Origin of the sequence: Nostoc sp. LEGE 12447 (assembly GCF_015206985.1) — a bacterium.
In the GTDB taxonomy this organism is placed as follows: Bacteria; Cyanobacteriota; Cyanobacteriia; order Cyanobacteriales; family Nostocaceae; genus Nostoc.
In genome coordinates this window covers 131,540-153,017 of the sequence record NZ_JADEXT010000010.1, presented here as the reverse complement: position 1 = coordinate 153,017, position 21,478 = coordinate 131,540, and the positions used below count along the sequence as shown (strand labels likewise).

General features: G+C 39.4%; 12 protein-coding genes. 6 read left to right on the top strand and 6 right to left on the bottom strand.

Features of this window, described 5'->3' with window-relative positions; all coding sequences use genetic code 11:
* Positions 1–21 precede the first annotated feature (21 nt).
* Together IQ274_RS13830 and IQ274_RS13825 are read right to left on the bottom strand one after the other, a co-directional pair.
* Entirely contained in the window at positions 22–6,009 is a 5,988-nt protein-coding gene (locus tag IQ274_RS13830; protein ID WP_194142586.1) for a hypothetical protein, read from the bottom strand.
* Positions 6,006–7,310 (bottom strand): AAA family ATPase, encoded by a 1,305-nt coding sequence (locus IQ274_RS13825; RefSeq protein WP_194142585.1) that lies wholly within the window; start codon positions 7,308–7,310, stop codon positions 6,006–6,008. Before IQ274_RS13825 ends, IQ274_RS13830 begins: the two co-directional genes overlap by 4 nt.
* Before the next feature lie 446 nt (positions 7,311–7,756).
* Between IQ274_RS13825 and ribD the strand changes: the two genes are divergently transcribed.
* A complete protein-coding gene (gene ribD, locus IQ274_RS13820) occupies positions 7,757–8,956 on the top strand; it encodes a bifunctional diaminohydroxyphosphoribosylaminopyrimidine deaminase/5-amino-6-(5-phosphoribosylamino)uracil reductase RibD (RefSeq protein WP_194142617.1) in 1,200 nt (399 codons plus the stop codon).
* A 42-nt stretch (positions 8,957–8,998) separates the two neighbouring features.
* Here the strand turns inward: ribD and IQ274_RS13815 are convergent, their stop codons facing one another.
* Positions 8,999–9,217 (bottom strand): hypothetical protein, encoded by a 219-nt coding sequence (locus tag IQ274_RS13815; protein WP_163937100.1) that lies wholly within the window; start codon positions 9,215–9,217, stop codon positions 8,999–9,001.
* 387 nt (positions 9,218–9,604) lie between these two features.
* Positions 9,605–11,440, bottom strand: a complete 1,836-nt coding sequence (locus IQ274_RS13810; protein ID WP_194142584.1) for a serine/threonine-protein kinase — start codon at positions 11,438–11,440, stop codon at positions 9,605–9,607.
* Between the two features lie 461 nt (positions 11,441–11,901).
* Here IQ274_RS13810 and IQ274_RS13805 point away from each other — a divergent pair, with 461 nt between their 5' ends.
* Positions 11,902–12,384 (top strand): cupin domain-containing protein, encoded by a 483-nt coding sequence (locus tag IQ274_RS13805; protein ID WP_194142583.1) that lies wholly within the window; start codon positions 11,902–11,904, stop codon positions 12,382–12,384.
* A 201-nt stretch (positions 12,385–12,585) separates the two neighbouring features.
* On the opposite strand, the gene IQ274_RS13800 is transcribed toward IQ274_RS13805, so the two are convergent.
* Positions 12,586–13,638: a hypothetical protein gene (locus IQ274_RS13800; protein ID WP_163937091.1), complete on the bottom strand. Its 1,053-nt coding sequence runs from the start codon at positions 13,636–13,638 to the stop codon at positions 12,586–12,588.
* 478 nt (positions 13,639–14,116) lie between these two features.
* Here IQ274_RS13800 and IQ274_RS13795 point away from each other — a divergent pair, with 478 nt between their 5' ends.
* From IQ274_RS13795 to IQ274_RS13785, 3 genes are all read left to right on the top strand, one after another.
* The gene (locus IQ274_RS13795; RefSeq protein WP_163937087.1) at positions 14,117–16,045 is read left to right on the top strand and encodes an alpha-amylase family glycosyl hydrolase; all 1,929 of its coding nucleotides are present in this window, start codon (positions 14,117–14,119) and stop codon (positions 16,043–16,045) included.
* Positions 16,046–16,532: 487 nt separating this feature from the next.
* On the top strand, positions 16,533–17,273 hold the full coding sequence (locus IQ274_RS13790; protein WP_163934195.1) for a hypothetical protein: 741 nt from the start codon (positions 16,533–16,535) through the stop codon (positions 17,271–17,273).
* A 123-nt stretch (positions 17,274–17,396) separates the two neighbouring features.
* Positions 17,397–18,134 (top strand): class I SAM-dependent methyltransferase, encoded by a 738-nt coding sequence (locus IQ274_RS13785; RefSeq protein ID WP_194142582.1) that lies wholly within the window; start codon positions 17,397–17,399, stop codon positions 18,132–18,134.
* Positions 18,135–18,283: 149 nt separating this feature from the next.
* Here IQ274_RS13785 and IQ274_RS13780 read toward each other — a convergent pair whose 3' ends face one another.
* The gene (locus IQ274_RS13780; protein ID WP_194142581.1) at positions 18,284–18,688 is read right to left on the bottom strand and encodes a hypothetical protein; all 405 of its coding nucleotides are present in this window, start codon (positions 18,686–18,688) and stop codon (positions 18,284–18,286) included.
* Between the two features lie 189 nt (positions 18,689–18,877).
* Between IQ274_RS13780 and ppsA the strand changes: the two genes are divergently transcribed.
* The gene (gene ppsA, locus IQ274_RS13775) at positions 18,878–21,352 is read left to right on the top strand and encodes a phosphoenolpyruvate synthase (RefSeq protein WP_194142580.1); all 2,475 of its coding nucleotides are present in this window, start codon (positions 18,878–18,880) and stop codon (positions 21,350–21,352) included.
* Positions 21,353–21,478 lie beyond the last annotated feature (126 nt).

Below are 21,478 nucleotides of genomic sequence, written 5' to 3'. Positions count from 1 at the left end.
GGCTAGCCCTACGCTCAATTTTTACTGAGTGTTGATATCGTCGCAGAGGGTGCGATCACTATCTGCCACATTGGAGTTATTCTTCAAATAACCAGATGCCCAACTACAGGCACGTTTGAGTAAATCATCTAAATTATCATTGAGATATATTTTTCCCTCATTGCTATCAAGCTCAATTGTCTTGTTGCCATTAAGGTTAAATCGATCACCTGAGAAAGAAGTGATGGGATAAAGTAAGTAGGGATCTTGCGTAAACCAACTATTAAGAAGATATAGATTTGCCTGAGCCTCATCCCCAAAAGCGAGTTTGTTGCCGTTATCCCCGAAACTCAAGCTACCATAACTGCTAGAACTGTTTTGTAAGGGTTCAGTCTTTTCTTTATCTGAACTCCATAATTTAGTAACGTTACCACTAATAAAAGCAATTACTTGATCATCAGGTCGGAAGCGTATATTTGTAATTTTATCAGTATCAAATATAGGTTTTATTTCTTTACCATCAAGATTCCAGAGTTTTACAGTTTTGTCGTCACTAGAAGAAGCAATAGTTTTTCCATCATGCTTGAAACTTACACTATTGACTTTATCACCGCGTCTCATAATCGGTTTGAGCAATTTCCCATTTATATCCCAAAGCTTTACAGTTTTATCGTCACTAGCAGAGGCGATAATTTGACCATTAGGGTTGAATGCAACACTATTAACCCAATCAGTATGACCAGATAAAGTTGCTACTTGCTTGCCTTTTAAAGTCCAGAGGTTTAAACTATCATCTTTATTTACGAAAGCAACTGTCTTATTATCGTGACTAAAACTGATAAAAAAACCTATACTGTTTTCACATGGAATGCTGACATGGCCTTGTTTAAGAGGTTTTAGTTCTTTAATGTTGACATTAGGATCAATATTCCAAAACTTCACAATATAGTTATAACGATAAACACAGTTATGGGAAGAAGTTTTGTAGCTAATAGCACTAATGATTTTTCCATCAGAACTAAATCTGACTTGATCGATGCCTATATCATCATTGATTCCATCACTAAATCCTTTTAGAGTTTTGAAAGGTTTCTCTTCACCGCTCTTCCAAAGTTTTATAGTATTGTCAGCGCTTGCAGAAGCAATAAATTTACCGTCAGGACTAAAACTAACATCATTAACTTCTTTAGTATGTTCTCGCCAGTGATTGAGTGATTTGCCATTTATAATATCCCAAAGCATCACAGTACCGTCATCACTGCTAGTAGCAATCTTTTTTCCATCAGGGCTAAAACTTACCTCGGTAATTTTGTCATTATGTTCCTTGAGGGTTGGAAGTACTTCTCCGTTAACCCTCCATAACTTCACAGTGTTATCTTGATTAATTGAGGCAATGAATTTGCCATCAATACTAAATTTAGCCCTAACTGTGCCGTAGTTATCAATAGATTTAACTTTGCCATTGCTGATATCCCAAAGTTTTATCTCACCAGTCTTAGGGCTAACTGACATGAGCTTTTTGTTATCTGGACTAAACTCTACACTTGTTACCTGGCTATTATGCCCATACAAGACATCCATTAGAGTCCCATCACGGTTATAAAGGTTTACTAAATTGTTATCGCCGATGGTGGCAAGCATCTTGCTATCATGGCTGAATATAACGCTTGTAACTTTTTCTGCGTTTTCTTTTAAGAGTTTAATTAAGCTAAGATCGTGGCTATTCCAAAGTTGCACTTTATTGTCATCATTGATAGTAGCTACTATCTGGCTATCAGGGCTAAAACTTACATTAGTAACTTGCTCTGTGTCCCCTTTTAAGGGTCCTATAAATTTTCCATCGCTACTGTGCCAGAGTCTAACTAAATTATCTACACTGGCAGCAGCAACCAAATTACCATCACGGCTGAAGTCAATGCTTGTAATCCTATTAGTGCTACCTTTTAAAGTAATTTCTTTTTTGCTGTCTATTTTCCGAAGCTTTAAGATATCGTCAGCGCTTCCAGTTGCGAGTGTTTGATTATCTGGACTAAAGCTGAGAATTGAACTATCTCCCTGGATAGTTTTAATATGAGTGCCATCACGATTTTGAAGTTCTATACTATTGTCATTACTGCCAATAGCAACAGTTTTACCATCAAAACTAAACCTTATATTCTTATTTCTATCTTTCTCTCTATCGTTTCTATTGAATGAGGCAACTTTGTAGTTAACATCCCAAATTTTCACAACTCTATCTTGACTAACTGATGCTAATAGCTTGCCATCAGGACTGAAGCTTGCATTGGTAATATTATTATGTTTAAGGTTCATGGCTAAGTAGCTGCAATTATTATCACTTAGTTGCATTACGTCAAAAATATTATTTTGCTCTTTTTCTTGGATTGCGAATAATTTCCCAGTAATACTAAGATTTAATATCTTCTTTCCTTTACTACAAGTTGTATCATTTTTAATGAGGAATGGTCTATTATCAGTAGACCATTGCCTCAGTTTTCCATCTTTATTAAACAAATTAATAGCTTTTCCATCATCACTAAAACTCATGGCAAATGTACCATAGTCATTAATATCAGTAGGTTGAAGTTTTTTCGCTTTCAGGTTCCAAAGTTTAACAGTGTCGTACCGTCCTCCTGTAGCAACTGTCGTGTTATCAGGACTGAAATTAACAATTACATCTTCATCATTCAACACTGCTAAAGTTTTAGTCGGTTTTTTATCAAATAAATTCCAGATTTTGACTTTTTTATCTTTACTGGCAGTAGCTAGTAGTTTACCGTTAGAGCTAAATATAACGAAATTTACACCCCCTTTATCAACTTTCAAGGTTTGAATTTCTTTACCTTCAGGAATACTCCAAATTTTTGCTGTACCGTCTTTGCTTGCGGTAGCTAACATTTTTGCATCATGACTAAAGCTAACAGATATTACACTGCCATTGTGAGCTTTCCATTGTTGAAGTAAACCGTCACTTACTCTCAACATTTTTACTGTACCATCTTCACTTGCGGTAGCTAACATATTGCTATCTTGGCTAAAGCTAAGGGCTGTAATTGCTTTATCATACCCTTCTATACGGTTGATTTCTTTAATTTTCTGAATTGCATTACCCAGATTTGAAATAACCTTTAGCCGAGTTTCAGGTATCACCCCTATTGATAAAAACTTCAGTTTTTTACCTACTTTAATAGCTGATACTAGGTCTTCAAGCCCTATGTCATCTTTTGAAGAAATATCTGATGTTAGAGAAGTGTTGATGTAAGCTGCTGTAACCCCTACTGCGATTACACTTATTGCACTTATTAATCCTATTAATGTAAAAGTTTGTTTACGTGCAGTTCTTAGCTGTTGTGTCAAAACCTGATTTAGTTTGGCTTCGGTGAGTTTTCGTTGTTCTTTTTCTTTCTCCAATTCAGCAATTAATCGGGCTGATTGTTGTTCACGAACAAATGGTACTAGATAGTCATGAACCAATTGATATCTGTCAGCCGGAAATCCTGGCACTTGAAATACTAAGCCTGATTTTACCAGGATTTTCAAAATTAAATCTAATCTCGCAGGCTCTAATGCTAAATCTGCTTCTAATTCAGCACGATTTTTCAGAGGACGAGTATTATTTTCATCAGTTAACAAATATAAGACTAGCTTGGCAAACTGTTCGTTATTGTTACCGCAGTCTTTAACTACTTCTTCTAAGAAGCGCCCTACCAATTTTTCTTTAGGGCCTTGTTCTTGGTACTGAATCAAAGTTGTAATTTTCTCAGTTTGCAGTTGCGCTCCTACAACTTGTAATTCAATGGGGCGAATTTCGTTGAAATCCCTAGCTAAATCTCGTACTAGCTCATCAATTAGCGGTGGCTCTAGATAAAACTGAGAACTTTCTGTTAAGGTTTGAATTACAGAACGGGCATCTTCCGGCGAAAAGTTCCCTAAGTAATAAAGAATTTTTTTATCTAATATATTGTTATCAATTGCATCCAAATGGGTTAAGCGATTACACTCTAATAAATAATGGAGATAATCTTCTCTAAGAGACAGAATAATTTTTACATAAGGAATATTCAGACAATCTCGGATAAATTCAAAAAAAGGTCTTCTTTTATCTTGGTCTTTATAAGCAAAGAAGAACTCTTCAAACTGGTCAAAAATCAGAACAGTTAACAAACCTTTCTCTATATTTTTATTTAGCTCTTCTACAAAACCTGCCATCGAGTCTAAAAACAGAGGAAAGCTTAAGCCTCTAACTTCTTCTAGTGATTCTACGAAGCGACTTCCTAAAACTTTTGTCCAATCTGTATAAACTTGCAAAAGAACAGGCACAACATCACGAGCATCTATGGCTCTTTGCTTTAAAGCTGGTAATAACCCTGCCTGAACCAGGGAACTTTTACCTACTCCTGATTGACCATAAATGACCGTCAATTTGTGGTCATCACGACTAATTCTTTCAATCAATCGATTCACATCTTGCATTCTTCCAGAAGCAGCAATCTCTTGAGTTACTGTTGCTTTTGGATCGGCCACTGCAAGTCCAGGATTAATAACTTGTAGCTTAGATTGTAAGCGTCCTGCGCCTACAAAAGCTCGTAGTCCATACTGTTGCTCAATTGAACGTTGCTCTAGTTTAACTTGGAATGCTTCTAAATAGTTACCTTGGTCAAAGTAGAGCGATCGCAGCTTCGCCAAAATGCGAATATATAGCAGTGGATCGTGTTGAGGATTACTTTCAGAACGAGCGGTTTCTAAATTAGCGATCGCCTTTGTAACGTAATTGAGATTTTGTTGAGCTTCTGCCAATAAAAGTAAGTATAAATTTTTATAAAATTTGCGTTCCCACTCCCAATTAGTTATTTGTTCTGAGGGAATATTTGCATTCGTTTCTAATGCTAGTTCTGCATATTCTTTAGCCTCTATCCATTGAGATTTTTTCAGCACTACCTCAGCCATGAATCCATAACTGTAGCCAAGTCTGATTGGCTCAGGGTAAGTTTGGTGTAGCTCAATAGCGACTAACGCAACTTTTTCTAACTCATCCCACGCTTCTAATCTGGTTAAAACTTCACCCCAAGCGTTAATAAATTTTGCTGCTAAATCTGGGTATTTGTGCTGCCTAAAACCCTCAACACATTTTTGAAAATAATCTTTAGCTTTTAGGCAAGCTTCGTAATATTCAGAACGATGCAAAATTGCATACTGTTCCCACCAAAAACCCAGATGCCAAAGTAAACATCCGTAACGTTTCAAATCATCAGATGACACATTGTGTTTATTTTTAACTTTCTTTTCCCAAACAGCTATACTTTGCTCATAATAATTTTTAGCTTCAGATTTATGTCCATTAGCATCTGCTTCCCGACCTAGCAAAAATTGTAAACTTGCCTCTAGTTCAGGCTCTAATTTTTCTATAGATATTTGTAAATCCCTAACAGCAGATTCAATTTCCCCTAAATGGAGAATACCAAGGTCAAGATTGAGGTAAGCATTATCGAGAAACTTCCCAGCACCGACGTTAAGAATTGCTGTAAATAGGGAATTGACAATTTGATGCAGGTTGTTGATTAACTGATTTGTAGCAATTTTAAACTTAATTGAGTTACCTGTCCAACTCTTAAAATCAGGCATTAATTGAATCAATTTTTGGAAGGTTGGATCATTTACCCAAATAACTATCGGAAACTGGAAATTCTTACGAAATTCCTCTCTTACCTGATTTGTAGAAATTAAAAGTTGGTCAATTGCATCTACTAATTCCAAATCAAATATCATCAAAGCTTGAGGTAGTTGATTTCCCAGGTTAGCTTCAATTGTTGTGTAAAGTGTTTTGATAGATTTTGACAGATGTAGCTCTCGAATCTCAACTTGACATTCTTCCTTGATCTGCTGCACCATTTGGTCTCGCAAACTGCAATAGTTACAACGTGCCAAAATTAACGCAAAGTGTCCCTGAGAATTCGTAATTGAGCGGATTAGTTTTTTCAGGGAGCGTTCATTGTAGACAACTACATCTTCAGGTTGATAAGAGTCACTCATAGCTTAAATTTCTTCGATTCTGCGATCGCAGGGTTAATATCAAACCAGCGTCCATCAATATCTCGGTATTCAAATAAAAACATACTTCGCAAAAGAGTTTGGTATTCGTCCTCTCCTTTAACATTGTCTTGCTGTTTCAGAACTTGCAGCAGCAGCGCCCATTCACTATCACTAATTGCTGAAACTAAGTCATCCCGATACTCACGAATAACCATTTCCAAACAGTCCCGCCCAATAGGGGGGTCATCTTCTTGCAAACAACTGTAAAGCAAAACTAACAGATTTCGCACATGTCCACCGCTAACTCGACAAAGACGGTCTAAGGTTTCATCTGAATCAAAAACTTCATTAATGCGACTCAACCGTTCTATTTCACCTAGCCAAGGAAACGCCCGTGCTAAAACCATTTGTCGCAGGAGCTTCATCCCTTCTAAGTTATAGGTTTTTTCACGGTTCTTAACTGTCACCATTGGTAAGAGTACAGGCTTCACCCCGAAACGATTTGTCAGAGTGCTTAATTCATTGGAGAAAATTAACACTAGGGGAATGGTATAAACTAAATGGCAATTCAGCTTCTTTAACTGCTCACCCCGGTCAATAAACAGATATTCTGGCTGAGAACGGCCAGAGGCTTTGGGAGAAATATCGACGCGATCTAGATTGTCGATAATTACCACTAATCCCTGATAACCTTGTAGCTTTAGCTGCTCTTTGGCACGCTCTAATACCTGTTGATTAATAGCTTCTAATATGCCGCTAGTCCGAGGTTCTAGGTATTGTCGCAACTGGCTGCGGAGTCTGGGACTATCTTTAGTCTTAGCAGTGACTTTACCAATTCCCAAAGGTAATGAAAATTCAAATTCTGGAACTACTGGTGTTTGTAAAAAATCCGCAATTTCATTAAATAAATCGACAAAATAGCTTGGTCTGAGTTTGATTTTAACCTTTTCTAAACTGGCGCTAACTTGACGAGTTATTGCTAATAAAATATCGCTGACATCCACATCTGCCATATCTAAATCTGCACTGGACTCAAAGTAGACTACATGAAAGCCTTGCTTTTCTAATTCATCTTTGAGTCGAAATAGTTCTGTAGATTTACCACAGCCAATATGTCCAGTGAATAATTGGCAGGTTGACTCATCTGGTTGATTAGCGATCGTGCGTCGTAAACGTTGAATTACATTACCTCCACGGACTGGCGAGAAGTCAATATAGTACTGTTGGTCTTCTTTATTCTCAATTTTTAGAGTCTTACTGGGATTACAGGCATTAAAAAACTTAATAGGGTCTAAAGCCATTACGGTTTCCTCTTATTACTTAATAAAAACAGTATAAAATACTACTTATTGTCATTAATTATAGTTTCAGTATATACTAGTAGATGCAGATAAAAATCTTCGTAAACTAGAATCTCATTTACTTAAGCGAAAGTTGCTACCAAAAAGATAGTTGTCCCATCTTTCGCAATGCAAGCGATCGCTTAAAGGAACTTGTAGCGACGCTTTAAATGGTTGAGTAGTACAGCTAGCTGTGCTACCCAACACCAGATTGTGGTTCAGATAGATGAAAAAGGCTGTAATAAAAATTGTAATATGAATATTACAAACTGGTGCAATTTAAAACAGCTAATAACAGCGCCTGAATTTGACTCTGTTTAATTAATTATCAGCAGCAAAGCGCGATTCTCCTGTGGAAAGGCTGCGCGATCGCGTGCAGAATATTTACAGTGTTGCCGCCTAAAATTATGGATAATTCCCCAGTGGTCGCTCAAGCAGATGCATCCTTACCAAATTACACTCAGGAAAATATACATCTAGTGGAGTCAGCAGTTATAAAAGAAAAGATCGGAACTGATTTTGACTCTCGCATGATGCTGCGGTGTTTGGAACTTGCTCGCCGCGCTTTAGGACGGACTTCCCCAAATCCTTTGGTGGGAGCGGTGATTGTCAAGGATGGCGAGATTGTCGGCGAAGGGTTTCATCCTCGTGCAGGTGAGCCTCATGCAGAAGTGTTTGCTTTGCAAGCAGCAGGCGATCGCGCTCGTGGTGCAACAATCTATGTGTCACTAGAACCTTGCAATCACTATGGGCGTACTCCCCCGTGTTCCGAAGGATTAATCCAAGCTGGAGTGGCAAAAGTCGTAGTGGGTATGGTTGATCCCAATCCACTGGTAGCTGGAGGTGGTATCGCCCGTTTACGTGCGGCGGGGATCGAAGTGTTAGTAGGAGTAGAAGAAGCAGCTTGTCATCAGCTCAATGAAGCTTTTGTGCATCGCATTCTCTACAAACGACCTTTGGGAATTTTAAAATATGCCATGACTTTAGATGGCAAAATTGCTACTACCTCTGGTCATAGCGCCTGGGTGACAAGCCAAGAGGCCCGCAATGAAGTACATCAACTACGGGCGGCTTGCGATGCAATAATTGTCGGCGGCAATACAGTCCGACAAGATAATCCTTATTTAACTAGCCATCATGCGGAGGCACATAATCCCCTGCGGGTGGTAATGAGTCGTCATCTCAACTTACCGGAAAGTGCCCATCTGTGGAAAACTGCGGATGCTCCAACTTTGGTGTTGACTCAAAAGGGTGCTAACCCCGATTTCCAAGAACTGTTGCTCAATCAGGGGGTGGAAATCGTGGAATTAACATCACTTACACCAGATAACGCAATGGCGTACTTATATGAGCGGGGTTTTTGTAGCGTCTTGTGGGAATGTGGCGGTACCTTAGCTGCTAGTGCGATCGCTCAAGGAGCAGTGCAAAAAGTTTTGGCATTTATTGCCCCAAAAATCATTGGTGGTAGCATTGCTCCCACACCAGTGGGCGATTTAGGTTTTACTACCATGACTGAGGCATTGTCTCTAGAACGTGTTCGTTGGCGTGTAGTCGGCTCTGACTGCTTAGTGGAAGGTTATTTTCCCCAAAAAGCCAATAGTCAATAGTAATAACACTTGACTATCAATCAATTTATCGTGATTTTGCTATCATGAACACTGACGTTCATGGGCAATATCACGTATAAGGGCTAGCCGAGATTGAATGTAGTGGCATAGAAAGTCAGTTTCGTTAGAATCTAACAACACTTGCGTTTCGGTTTGTTTTACTAACCACTGCACCAAGCTAGCATCATCTAGTTGTAAGAGGAGCTTGGCTTGCGCGGTTTCAACCACTGACCAAAGCTGACGCATGATTGTAGGAGTCATCAGACCTCGATTGAATAATGAGCTATTAGCTGTCTTTAGATTACACAATTCCGATCGCAATTTACGACATGAATGTAGAAGCTGAGACAAGTATTATTAAAAACTTAATAATGGTATTTATAACTTTATGAAGATTAAGAATTTGAAACTCAGTTTGAAAAGGGGAATTGGCAATTGGCAATTGGGAAAACAGATTTTTATGGGTTTAGTTACAAAACCTAGAAGACAAATACATTAATTCTAAAAACTGGGTTTTTGTGTTTGCGAAGACCGAAATTATGTAGATTTTAGTCCAGTAAAGACAGTTTTTCAAATACTATATTGAATCCTGAATCTGTCTTCTAAGATACAAAAATTTAATTTTTGAGAAAAACGTTTTCTAGAAAGTTAACATCTTTTAGCTGTCGATGGACTCACAAAATCATGTAAATTTTCATCCCAAATGCTAATGTAAATAAAATTACATTCTTGGCGGATAATCTGGCCCTTGACTGAGCCATTCTGAAAACGGAAATTATCAGACTGACCCTGTTGTACCTGTTTAAGTCCCTGCTTAATTTCTTCAGTTGCTTGCCCATCTAACAATCCATTCAAGGTAGCTTGCATCACCTGCGGGTCTACCGATTGGGCAAAAGATACCTCTGTTTGACGCAGCACTTGAGAATTACGATCGAATAAGTAGCCAAGATCAATTTTGTTTGGTACTAGTTTGTAAACAACAGCACGCGTCTTACCCCATGCACCTCTTAAATCTTGATTTGGTTTACCGAGGGTAGCTTCTACGGCGCTTCTGGATGTACCTGTAGGAAATGCGGGAACGCTTTGACTGCTGGTAGTTACAGCTACTTTTTTAGGTGGCTGATCATTCTTCTGTGGTGCTGAAGGTGCTTCTGGTGTGGGAACTGCAATATTCTCTGGTTCTGGCTGTGGTGTAGAAGACACTTCTGGCGCTGGAGTATCTGAAATTACAGGCTCTTTTTCTGGCTGTGGTGTGGATACAACTGGGGGATTAAAGGTTGGTAAAGGATTGGGAATTACTCGCTCTCGTGGTTGTGAGACTGGTACAACTGGGGCTGGAGAAGTTTGGGAAGAAAGGGGCGATTCGGTAGATGCGGGAGTAGGCAAAGATTCTAGCGATGGGGTGCGACTTGTGACAATGGTTGTTTCTGGTTGTTGCTGACGAATGATGTTAGGAATCACGACTGCACCAATCAAGCTGCCTACCAACAAACTACCAATAATTACAGCAGGTTTTTGCCAGTTTCCAGGAGTGGAAGTCCCTGAAATCACAGTTGGTTTTTGTGGGGAATATAATGGCTGGGTTTGTCGAGTCGATGTCGCAGGGGGATAAAAATTAACTGTGGGAGTATTTGCAGCTAACTCAGGAGGGATATTACTAGCAGACTGCAAAGCGTGTAACATCTTACTAGCAGTGCTGTAGCGATCGCCAGCATGAGGCTTAATTGCCTGATTGAGTACCGCCGCCAATTGAGAAGAGACGTTAGGGGCGTGTTCCTGCCAAAGTATTTCCCCAGTTTTAAGATCGGTTTGCAATTCTTGCGGGTGTTTGCCAGTCAGCAGATAAATCGCCGTTAAACCTAAGCTGTAGATATCAGTGCTGTAAACTGGGCGGCCAACGGCTTGTTCGCTAGGCATATATCCAGGCGTACCAATAACGAGCGATCGCGTCGGGTATCCTGAAGAGTTGACCACAGAACGGATTGTTTCTTTGACTGCACCAAAATCAATCAAAACTGGCTTGTTATCAACAGAACGGAGAATAATGTTCTCAGGTTTAATATCCCGGTGAATAATGCCTTTACTGTGGACATAATTTAACACCCAAAGCAGACTCAAGAGAATTTGCCGAACAGCAGCTTCACTCTCAAATCCTTTGGCTTCGACAATTTTCGTCAGAGTTTGGCCGTGAATCCATTCTTGGACAAGGTAAAATTGCCCGTTCTCAGAAAAGTAGGCGTAGAGTTTAGGAATTTGGTTACTACTTTCACCCAAATATTCTAAGGTTGCGGCTTCCCGTTCAAACCGTTGTTGGATCAGTTGGTAATTTTGCGGATCATTATTAGTTATCGGTTTGAGTTGCTTAATCACACAACGACGGCGAGAAGGCATGTGAACATCTTCTGCCAGAAAGGTTTCGCCAAAACCCCCAGCGCCGATTACCTGGATAACTTGATAGCGATTGTTTAGCAGGGTTATTGTCATGAAAAATCACAAGCGTAGACACCGGAGACATTCCGCCTCTGGGCTTGTCGTCAGACACCGCCCTTTCCAAATGTACATCACATGAGTTCATAAGTTATGAACACTGAATTAAGAACGCCATTCAATTATGAATTAGTTTGACAGACTACTATTTCCGACTTGTGTGTACATCGTAGTTACAAGTCAGTGACCGCCGTAGACATCGCTTTTTTGCATAGAGAGATTACTTAGTACAGTTTTGCGTAAAAGCGTAGCATTTTTAATGCAAGCCGACGCATTAATACCAATTCTCTATGAAGTTGCACTTAATAACAAGGTGATGATATAATCCCATCCACAAATAGAAGCGATTACTTCTGCTGAGATAGAACCCTTAAACCTGTTTTAACTTCCGTCTTAATTTATATGAAGGCCCCTCGCTTGTTCACCATCAAATTTTCTTAGCACCTTGGTATCAAGAAATGGAAAAGTATTTAGTCACCAAAGAAGAGATTGAGTCTTATGAAGGACTAGAAAAAACACATTTTCTCAACTCCAATGCTCGCAGACTGAATAAGTCTTTAGGAGATTTGACAGGTTTAAAAAATATCGGTTTCCACATCATTGAAGTAGAGCCTGGACGTGAATCAACGGAGCTTCATATGCACTATCACGAAGAAGAGTGCGTATACGTTCTTGGGGGAGAAGCTGAGGCAACAATTGGAGAAAGCGTTTATCCAGTTAAAGCAGGAGATTTTATTGGATATCGTGCTGGTGGTAAGCCGCACAAGCTGAAAAACACGGGCAATTCTATATTCAAATGTATAGTAGTTGGTCAAAGGCTAGACCATGATATCGGTGACTATCCAAATTTGCAGAAGCGTATATATAGGAGCAAAGGTTTAAAGTGGAATCTGGTCGATATGGAAAATATAGCTGAACCAGTAGCAGGTAAGAAGGTATAACAGGTAGTAACAATGTAAGCCGATGCATTGTTATTGGAGGGTATTGCCAAATTTGATTCGCTATGAATTAATGAAATGCCTTACTTTAGTAAACTTCACCATCAAAAAGGCATGGAAATCACAGATGCGATCGCATCTGTGATTTGAGCAATATTACTAGAATTACTAAAGTTTGAACAAGTTAACTAAGGTTTACACTACTTAATTGAACTCTATAGTCTCAACAAACTCTAAAATACTCTCCTTGATATCTTCAGCTTCTTCTTCAAGGGAATCGGGAGTTTCGCCGTCAAGAAAACTGTGCTGACTACTAACTATATACAAAAATTCACCACTGATAAAGGTGAGCAGACCCCGGTACGCATCTAATCTGATTGCAGTTCCATTATTTTCTTGCTTAGAAATTGTCGAACCTTTGGGCATATCAATTAAGACATAGTAAGCGCCTCGCAAAGTATCTTCCAGATATTCGGTGTACTCCACAGAAGCATCTGGTACATTGGCAAAAATCGCTTGGGGTACATACTTATCTACTAAAATTGTTTGTAAATATTCTTCTTGTCCGACAGACTCCAGTTCCTCTAACTGTTCTAGAGGGAAAGGATAATAATCGATTCTCAACAAAGTACCGATGTCATCAGAAAAGCCAACTACTCCTTCCTGACTTTGAATTCTACCGCCCTGCTGGGGATCAACCGGAATTGGCACAGTAAAATTACCTAAAGGGGATTGATATGTCTGTTCGCTAAAATCTTCTATGACTACTGTCTCATCATCATCGTCTTCGTCTGCATATTCTTCTTCTGCTTCTTTAAAGGCTGCAATTACCTCCTTAATAATTTCCTCTGCTTCTTCATCTTCCAGGTCTAAGGCTGCTTGTAGCTTTTTGAGGTAGGCTTGTTTTGGTTTGGCGATCGCGAGTTCATCGTCTAAAAGCACTATTACCCCAGCTGCAAAACCATCCAGCACTAATTCTTCTGAGAGAGATACTTTGGCAGCATTAAACAGGGGGCCAATTCCCTCCTCTTCTGCAATGGCTAGGAGTCTATCGACTATTTCGGCAATTTCATCTTCTGAGTATTCCTCGAAAACCTCGAATTCCCAGAGGATACCCGCTAAACTTTCTGCATCTACATCTTCAATCATTGAATCAGCGATCGCAGTGACAGTTGCGATCGCTGCTACCGCTTCCTCTGGACTTAGTGATTCCTCTGATGTCTTTGGTGAGTTAAAAACCTTGTCATATTTGGTCATAATTGCTACCTAAATTAATTCCTCAACAGTAAAAACAGATTGAAAGTGACAATGGTCAGTTTACCAATGGAGCGAATCTTCTAGAGAAAAAGTTGGCTAATGCTTGGTCTACTCAATATTGCTCAGGTGTAACAAAATCTTGTTGACAGCTAATCTCCAAGGAATTGAGATGTTTTAAAATCTGTTGTCGAATATACACTGAAACACGAGTTAGGCTCAATTTTTACCACAGATTAACTTAATTAAATATTGTAAATTTTTTTATTAAGCAATTATCGTTAATAAATGCTATATTGCTTGATTTTTAACCTCTAGCAGATGAATTATATCTATCGATAGAATTATAAACTAGCTAGCGATAGATACCTATACCGTGGGCAGGATGTCACAATACCGATGTCTGTAGCGACACACAATAGCCAAAGCGTTTGTACTGTTAGTTCTACAAATGTAAATTACATGAAATTTTGAGTTTTTTATGGTAAAAACCCCTCCATCTCAGTTTTCCCCAGATCAATACAAAGTTGATTCTGCACAAGAAAAAGTAGACGCTATTATAGAAACGCCACCATCAGAAACCGAGATTGACCTAGAGTTTCTTTACACCAGAGATATTGAATTTCGTCAGGAAACCATTTACTTTCTGGTGGTAGATCGCTTTTATGATGGCGATCCAGATAACAGCGAAGGTGAAAATTCAGAACTCTACGATCCCAATAGACAAGAATGGGGTAAGTACTGGGGTGGTGACTTGCAAGGTGTCATCGATAAGTTAGATTATCTCAAAAATATGGGAGTTACTGCCCTTTGGCTAACTCCACTATTCGAGCAAGTAGAAGAGTTATTTATTAGCAATGCGGCGATGCATGGCTATTGGACAAAAGACTTTAAGCGGATTAATCCTCGCTATATTGCTGATGGAGAGAATCCTTCTTTAAATGCTACCCAAGAAGAAAAAAATACGACATTTGATCGGTTAATTACAGAACTGCACAAGCGGAATATGAAGCTGGTGCTGGATATTGTCTGCAACCACAGTAGCCCTGATACCAGTGGTAGCAAAGGTGAATTGTATGATGATGGCGTTAAAATTGCTGACTTCAATGATGATGTCAATCATTGGTATCACCATTACGGTGAAGTGCAAAATTGGGAAGACGATTGGCAAGTACAGAATTGTGAACTAGCTGGTCTTGCAACTTTTAATGAAAATAATACAGAATATCGACAGTATATTAAGTCAGCAATTAAACAATGGCTAGACAGAGGTGTGGATGCACTGCGGGTTGATACTGTCAAGCACATGCCGATTTGGTTTTGGCAAGAATTCACTGGCGAGATGACTAATCACAAACCAGATGTATTTATTTTTGGTGAATGGATTTATAGTAATCCGAGTGACGATCGCTCGGTAGAATTTGCCAATCACTCAGGCATGACACTTCTAGACTTTGGGCTATGTGTGGCAATTCGAGCCGCATTGGGCCAAGGTTCAGAAATGGGATTCCAAACAATTCAATACATTTTTGACCAGGATTATCGCTATAACGGGGCAACAGAGTTAGTTACCTTCATCGATAACCATGATATGTGCCGCTTCCAATCGCTGAATCCTGATCCAGCGATGTTGAAGGTTGCGATCGCCCTAATTATGACATCTCGCGGTATTCCCTGTATATATTACGGCACAGAACAGTATTTACATAACGATACTGATGGCGGTAATGACCCATATAACCGCCCGATGATGGAAAATTGGGATACCGATAGTGAAGTTTATCGTTGTATTAGATTGCTGTCTGGTTTACGACGGCTAAATCCTGCTATATCAATGGGTAGCCATTGGCAGAAATACTTGACCGCCGATGTTTACTGTTATGTCCGCCGCTATCGTGATTCTCTGTGTTTTGTAGCTTTAAACCGGGGAGGGGAAGTTACTCTCCCTGAAGTAGAAACAGAATTACCCGATGGTGAGCATACTTGCGTAGTGACTCGCAACAAGTATGAAGTAAAAGACGGTAAGATTTATGACCTAGTAATAGAAGAACGGGGAGTGCTTGTTTTCAGCCACGTTGGGGAACGGATCAAAGCACAAACAATTGTGCGCGTCCAACTCAATGGTGTGGATACCCAACCCGGTGAAATCATTGTGGTGACAGGAGATTGTCCAGAGTTGGGTAACTGGGATATCAGCAAAGCATATCCTTTGGAGTACATCAACTCAAATACTTGGTCTGCTGAGATTCCCTTTGATGAAAGCACTGGTAAGCTAATTGCTTATAAATATGCCATGTGGCGGGAAGGGCGATCGCCTCTGCGGGAAAATTTGGTTAATCGTCGCTGGGTGATTGCCAAAGAAGGTACCGTTAAATGGCGTGATACCTGGGCATCGGGAAGAGAATCGTAGAAATTTCAAATCAACAATGAAGTGTGAAGGAGCAAAATTTTCATCCTTTACACTTCTTGGGCTTTATGGTTTCGTCTTTGGCGTTCTCAGAGAGTAGCCATAATCCTTTTCGGATAAGGATTCTTTACTTCCCTTATGGTTTCAGAAAAGGGGAAGGGGTAATTTAAACTTTCCCCCTTCCCCTTTCCCCTTTCCCCCTTAACCAAACCGTATTGAGAGTAGCCGCTATAAATTTATGTATGCAATGCTCTGATTTCTAAATGCTTTTTCAATATATTTTAGTTTGCAGTGATCTAGATCACACCATTTTGTGAGTAAGAATAGATAGTATCAAGCACATAAACACCTTAGAACTGTTAAAGGCAGGAGCTAAAAAGCTCTACCTCTTACAGGGTAAAAGAATAGATGATACCTGTATAAGTACTAAAATCACCAGTTTTTAATTCTTACCAAATCATCTAAAAAAATGAGAACAAGGTAAATGGTGATGTTTGAACTCTTGCTAAAAAATCAATTAAGCGCTCCCAAAAAAGTAAAATTTAAAAATGAGATTTTGGCACGAGTTCAAGGACAAAACTCAGGAAATTCAAATGACGAAATTAAATTTTACAAAACTGAATTACTTCCCTATTTTATAAAATTAAGCCAACAAAATCCTGTTTTCAGCGTTACGGAACAATTACGGCTTTTGGTAGGTGTTTGGACACCAATATGGTCTACCATATCATTTCATGAAAGTTTACCGAAAAGAATACAAGAACAGTCTTTTCAAATTTTCCAGCATGATGGTTACTGTGCCAGTGTCGCTCGCTATATAATGGGGAAAGAGCCATATTTGTCCCAGAGTTTTCACTCAAGATTACCCGCTTATGATTTCATGGTAATCCAAAAATATGGAGTTCAAAATGGTAAATGGTATCTTCAAAACATTGATAGATTTCAAGCTTTTAAAAATAGAGAAATTCCTCTAACTTTAGAGTCAGTCTACACCTGGTTTACTGATGTGCTTAACACTAAAGTCAAACTGAATGCCTCAAAATTGGCTTTATCGAAAGCTCTGGAATTAGAAAATATAGAGATAAATCATACAAATTATTTAAAAAAAACATCTTTAGCACCTTCTCAAGTGTTTCAGCATTTATATATAGATAATGACTGGCGACTTATAAAAACTCAAACAGATGCCTCACATCTACCTAGTTACACAATTTCTGTGAAGAGGCAATAAGAGGTTATTTAGAAAGTAAAAATAAAATTACCGTAGTGGTATCGCAAGGCTAAAATAGTGTAATAGAGAAAAGCACGTAATAAGTATTTAACCCCAAAAATTGGTAAATAGCCTCTAAGCAATATGAATGAATGGTACAAAGAAGACCTTGCATTTATTCATGATGACGGTTTCCGTGACTTCGCTCTCAAATCTGCTCCTGGCATCTTAGAAATCCTCGCTCAAAACAAAATACATGATGGACTAGTGGTTGACTTGGGTTGTGGTAGCGGATTATGGGCAGAAGAACTTACTAAGTCTCATTATCGTGTTCTCGGAGTTGATATTTCTGAGTCGATGATTAATATTGCACGAACAAGAGTCCCAGATGCCGAATTTCGGATCGATTCACTATTCAAAACAGAGATTCCGCCATGCAATGCTGTCACCTCCATTAGTGAATGTATCAGCTACCTGTTTGATCGAGACAACGATCGCCAAATTCTTGTTAAGCTTTTCCAGCGTATATATAATGCCTTAACTCCTGGGGGTGTATTCATCTTCGACATTGCTGAAAAAGGACAAGTTGCACAAGGTACTACAACTAAAGGTTTCACTGAAGGAGAAAGCTGGGTAGTATTAGTTGAAAAATCGGAAGATCGAGAGCAAATGATTTTGACACGCCGAATTATCAGCTTCCGTAAGATAGGGGAACACTACAGACGATCTGACGAAGTACACCACGTGCGATTATACGAAGCAACAGCTATTGCAAGTGAACTCTCTGGCGTTGGCTTCCAAGTTGAAACAACTCGTAGTTATGGTCAATACCTTCTGTCAAAGGGTCATGTAGCATTTGTTGCACGCAAACCAAGATCGTAAATACCTAAATCACATCCAATATCTAATTTTTTTGTTATGGTGATCCCAAAAGAATTGTTAAGTACTTACGAGGTTCAATAGAATGACTAATCGATTCACTCGTATATTTAAATACAAGCAGTTATAAATAATTTATTTATAAAGTGTATCTATTTAGGTTGGGCAATACGCGCTTCAATATCTTCCAATGTTTGTAACAATAGACTCCTTGCCTGCAATTGCCAACCCCATCTTTGAATTCTGTAAGCTGATACAGTACCAACTATAGCTGCTAACAAACAGAAAGGTTGATTTAAAGAAATTCCGAATAACAAACCCAATCCAGCAATTCCCCAAAATGGTAAGGCTACTGTTTGTCTTTGCTCTTCGACAATTTGAGTAATTATATTAGAAGATTGCTTATTAACTAATAATGCTTCTTTGACTTGTCGCTGTTCGGCTGTCGAGACTGATAAACCTATTTTACGGCGTAGTTTTTCGATTTTTCGGGCATCAGTACTGTACTCAGTTAACTCATCTTCTGCCATTTTTAGCAGTCGTTCTAATTGCGCCATTGTGTATTGCATCCGGTATTTTGATAAAGCTATTAACCTAAATAATTGTTAACTTTTATTGACTATAAAGTTGGATTTAATCGCCAAATTTAAAGTTACACGACAGAATGAAAAATCTAAAATTAAAGATGGGAAAAATATACTAACGGTTACACACTTACAAATTGAGTATAAATTTAAAAGGTAATTATGACTACAATATCTAAAAACACTTTATCTCCATCTGCTCAAGAGCGATCGCTCATCTTGTGGTTTGATGAAGTTGGAATTGCTGATATACCGTTAGTTGGTGGTAAAAATGCCTCACTGGGCGAAATGATTCAACAGCTAACGCCCAAAGGGATTAACGTTCCTACCGGATTCGCCACCACTGCTTACGCCTATCGTCATTTCATCAAATCAGCAGGTTTAGAAGCAAAACTACGCAAACTCTTTGCTGACTTGGATGTTGAGGATGTCAAAAATTTACGAGAACGGGGGAAAAAAGCGCGATCGCTATTAATCCACACCCCATTTCCTGTAGAATTGCGAGAGGCGATCGCTACAGCCTACCAAAGTCTTTGTGAAATATACCATACAGAGACAGATGTTGCAGTCCGTTCTAGCGCCACCGCCGAAGACCTTCCCGATGCTAGTTTTGCCGGACAGCAAGAAACTTACCTCAACGTTGTTGGTGTCGAAGGAGTTTTAGCAGCTTGTCACAAGTGCTTTGCTTCCATATTTACCGATCGCGCCATTTCTTACCGTCACACCAAGGGATTTGATCACTTTAGCATTGCTCTGGCTGTGGGCGTGCAAAAAATGGTGCGCTCTGACTTAGCAACCTCTGGGGTGATGTTTTCCATTGACACAGAAACTGGATTTAAGGATGCGGCACTAATTACAGCCGCCTACGGTTTAGGTGAAAACGTTGTTCAGGGGTCTGTAAATCCCGATGAATACTGTGTTTTTAAACCAACTTTAAAAGCTGGTTTCCGCCCGATTATCGATAAAAAATTGGGCAGTAAAGAACTGAAAATGATTTATGATGACGGCTCCAAATTTACAAAAAATGTTTCGGTTTCCCCCAGCGAAAGAGGTAAATTTGCCCTGAGTGATGAAGAGATTTTACAACTAGGAAGTTGGGCATGTTTAATTGAAGATCATTATTCTCAAGTCCACGGTATATCGACTCCAATGGATATCGAATGGGCAAAAGATGGCATTACTAATCAACTTTTTATTGTGCAAGCGCGTCCCGAAACCGTCCAGTCGCAGAAGACAGGGAATGTGCTGCGGAGTTATCGGTTGGTGTGGGAAAATAAGGAAAAATCTTCCCACTCCTCACTCCATGATTCCCAATCACCCATTCCCCTGGTTACGGGAAGTGCAATTGGAGAAGCTATTAGTCAAGGGAAAGCCCGCCTAATTTTAGATGTTCAGAAACTCGAACAGTTTCAAGTTGGGGAAGTTTTGGTGACAGAAAGAACCGATCCTGATTGGGAACCTATTATGAAACGCGCCAGTGCAATTGTCACCAATTCTGGTGGTAGAACGTGTCATGCAGCAATTATTGCGCGAGAATTGGGTGTCCCTGCGATCGTGGGATGTGGCAATGCTACAGAAATCTTAAAACCTGGTCAAGAGGTAACAATTTCTTGCGCCGAAGGGGAAGAGGGAAAAGTTTATGCAGGCTTATTACCTTTTGAAGTTGAAGAAGTTGCTTTAGAGAACTTACCGCGTACCCATACTCAAATTTTAATGAATGTGGGTAATCCTCAAGAAGCATTAAGTTTATCGGCAATTCCTAACGATGGCGTAGGTTTAGCGCGGACAGAATTTATCATTGCTAACCAAATCCAAATTCATCCAATGGCGTTAATTAATTATGAATTATTAAAAGATGAATTTGCAAAAGCTAAAATTGCTGAAATTACCTCACTTTATGACGATAAACCTCAATATTTTGTAGATAAATTAGCTCAAGGGATAGGTAGAATTGCCGCAGCATTCTATCCCAAACCAGTGATTGTGCGAATGTCAGATTTTAAAAGTAATGAATATGCGAATTTGTTAGGTGGGCGGCAGTTTGAACCCCACGAAGAAAACCCAATGCTAGGTTGGCGAGGAGCGGCACGTTACTATGATGAAGGCTACAGAGAAGCTTTTGCCCTAGAATGTCATGCCCTCAAACGAGTACGGGAAGAGATGGGTTTAACAAATGTTATTCCGATGATTCCTTTTTGTCGCACTCCTGATGAAGGGCGGTTGGTTTTGGCAGAAATGGCAAAAAATGGCTTAAAGCAGGGTGTTAACGGCTTGCAGGTTTATGTGATGTGTGAGTTGCCCAGTAATGTGATTCTGGCTGAAGAATTTGCTGAGGTATTTGATGGTTTCTCCATTGGTTCAAATGATTTAACTCAACTGACACTGGGGATAGATAGAGATTCGGCGTTGGTAGCGAGATTGTTTGATGAACGCAGTCCAGCTGTCAAACGAATGGTAAAAATGGTCATAGAAGCGGCGAAAAAATGCGATCGCAAAATCGGTATTTGTGGACAAGCACCCAGTGATTACCCAGAATTTGCTCAGTTTTTGGTCGAACAAGGAATTGATTCCATCAGTCTGAATCCAGATTCGGTTTTAAAGACAATGCTGGAAGTGGCAAAAGTTGAGCAGGGATAGCAAAGGATCGGATTGCATTAAGATTCCGTTCTGAAGAACTGCGGAAAGATTCAGAATTTGCGTAGTTTACCGCCGCAGGTATCGCATAACCAACAGTAGTTGAACTTCTGGATCGCTGCCTGTAAT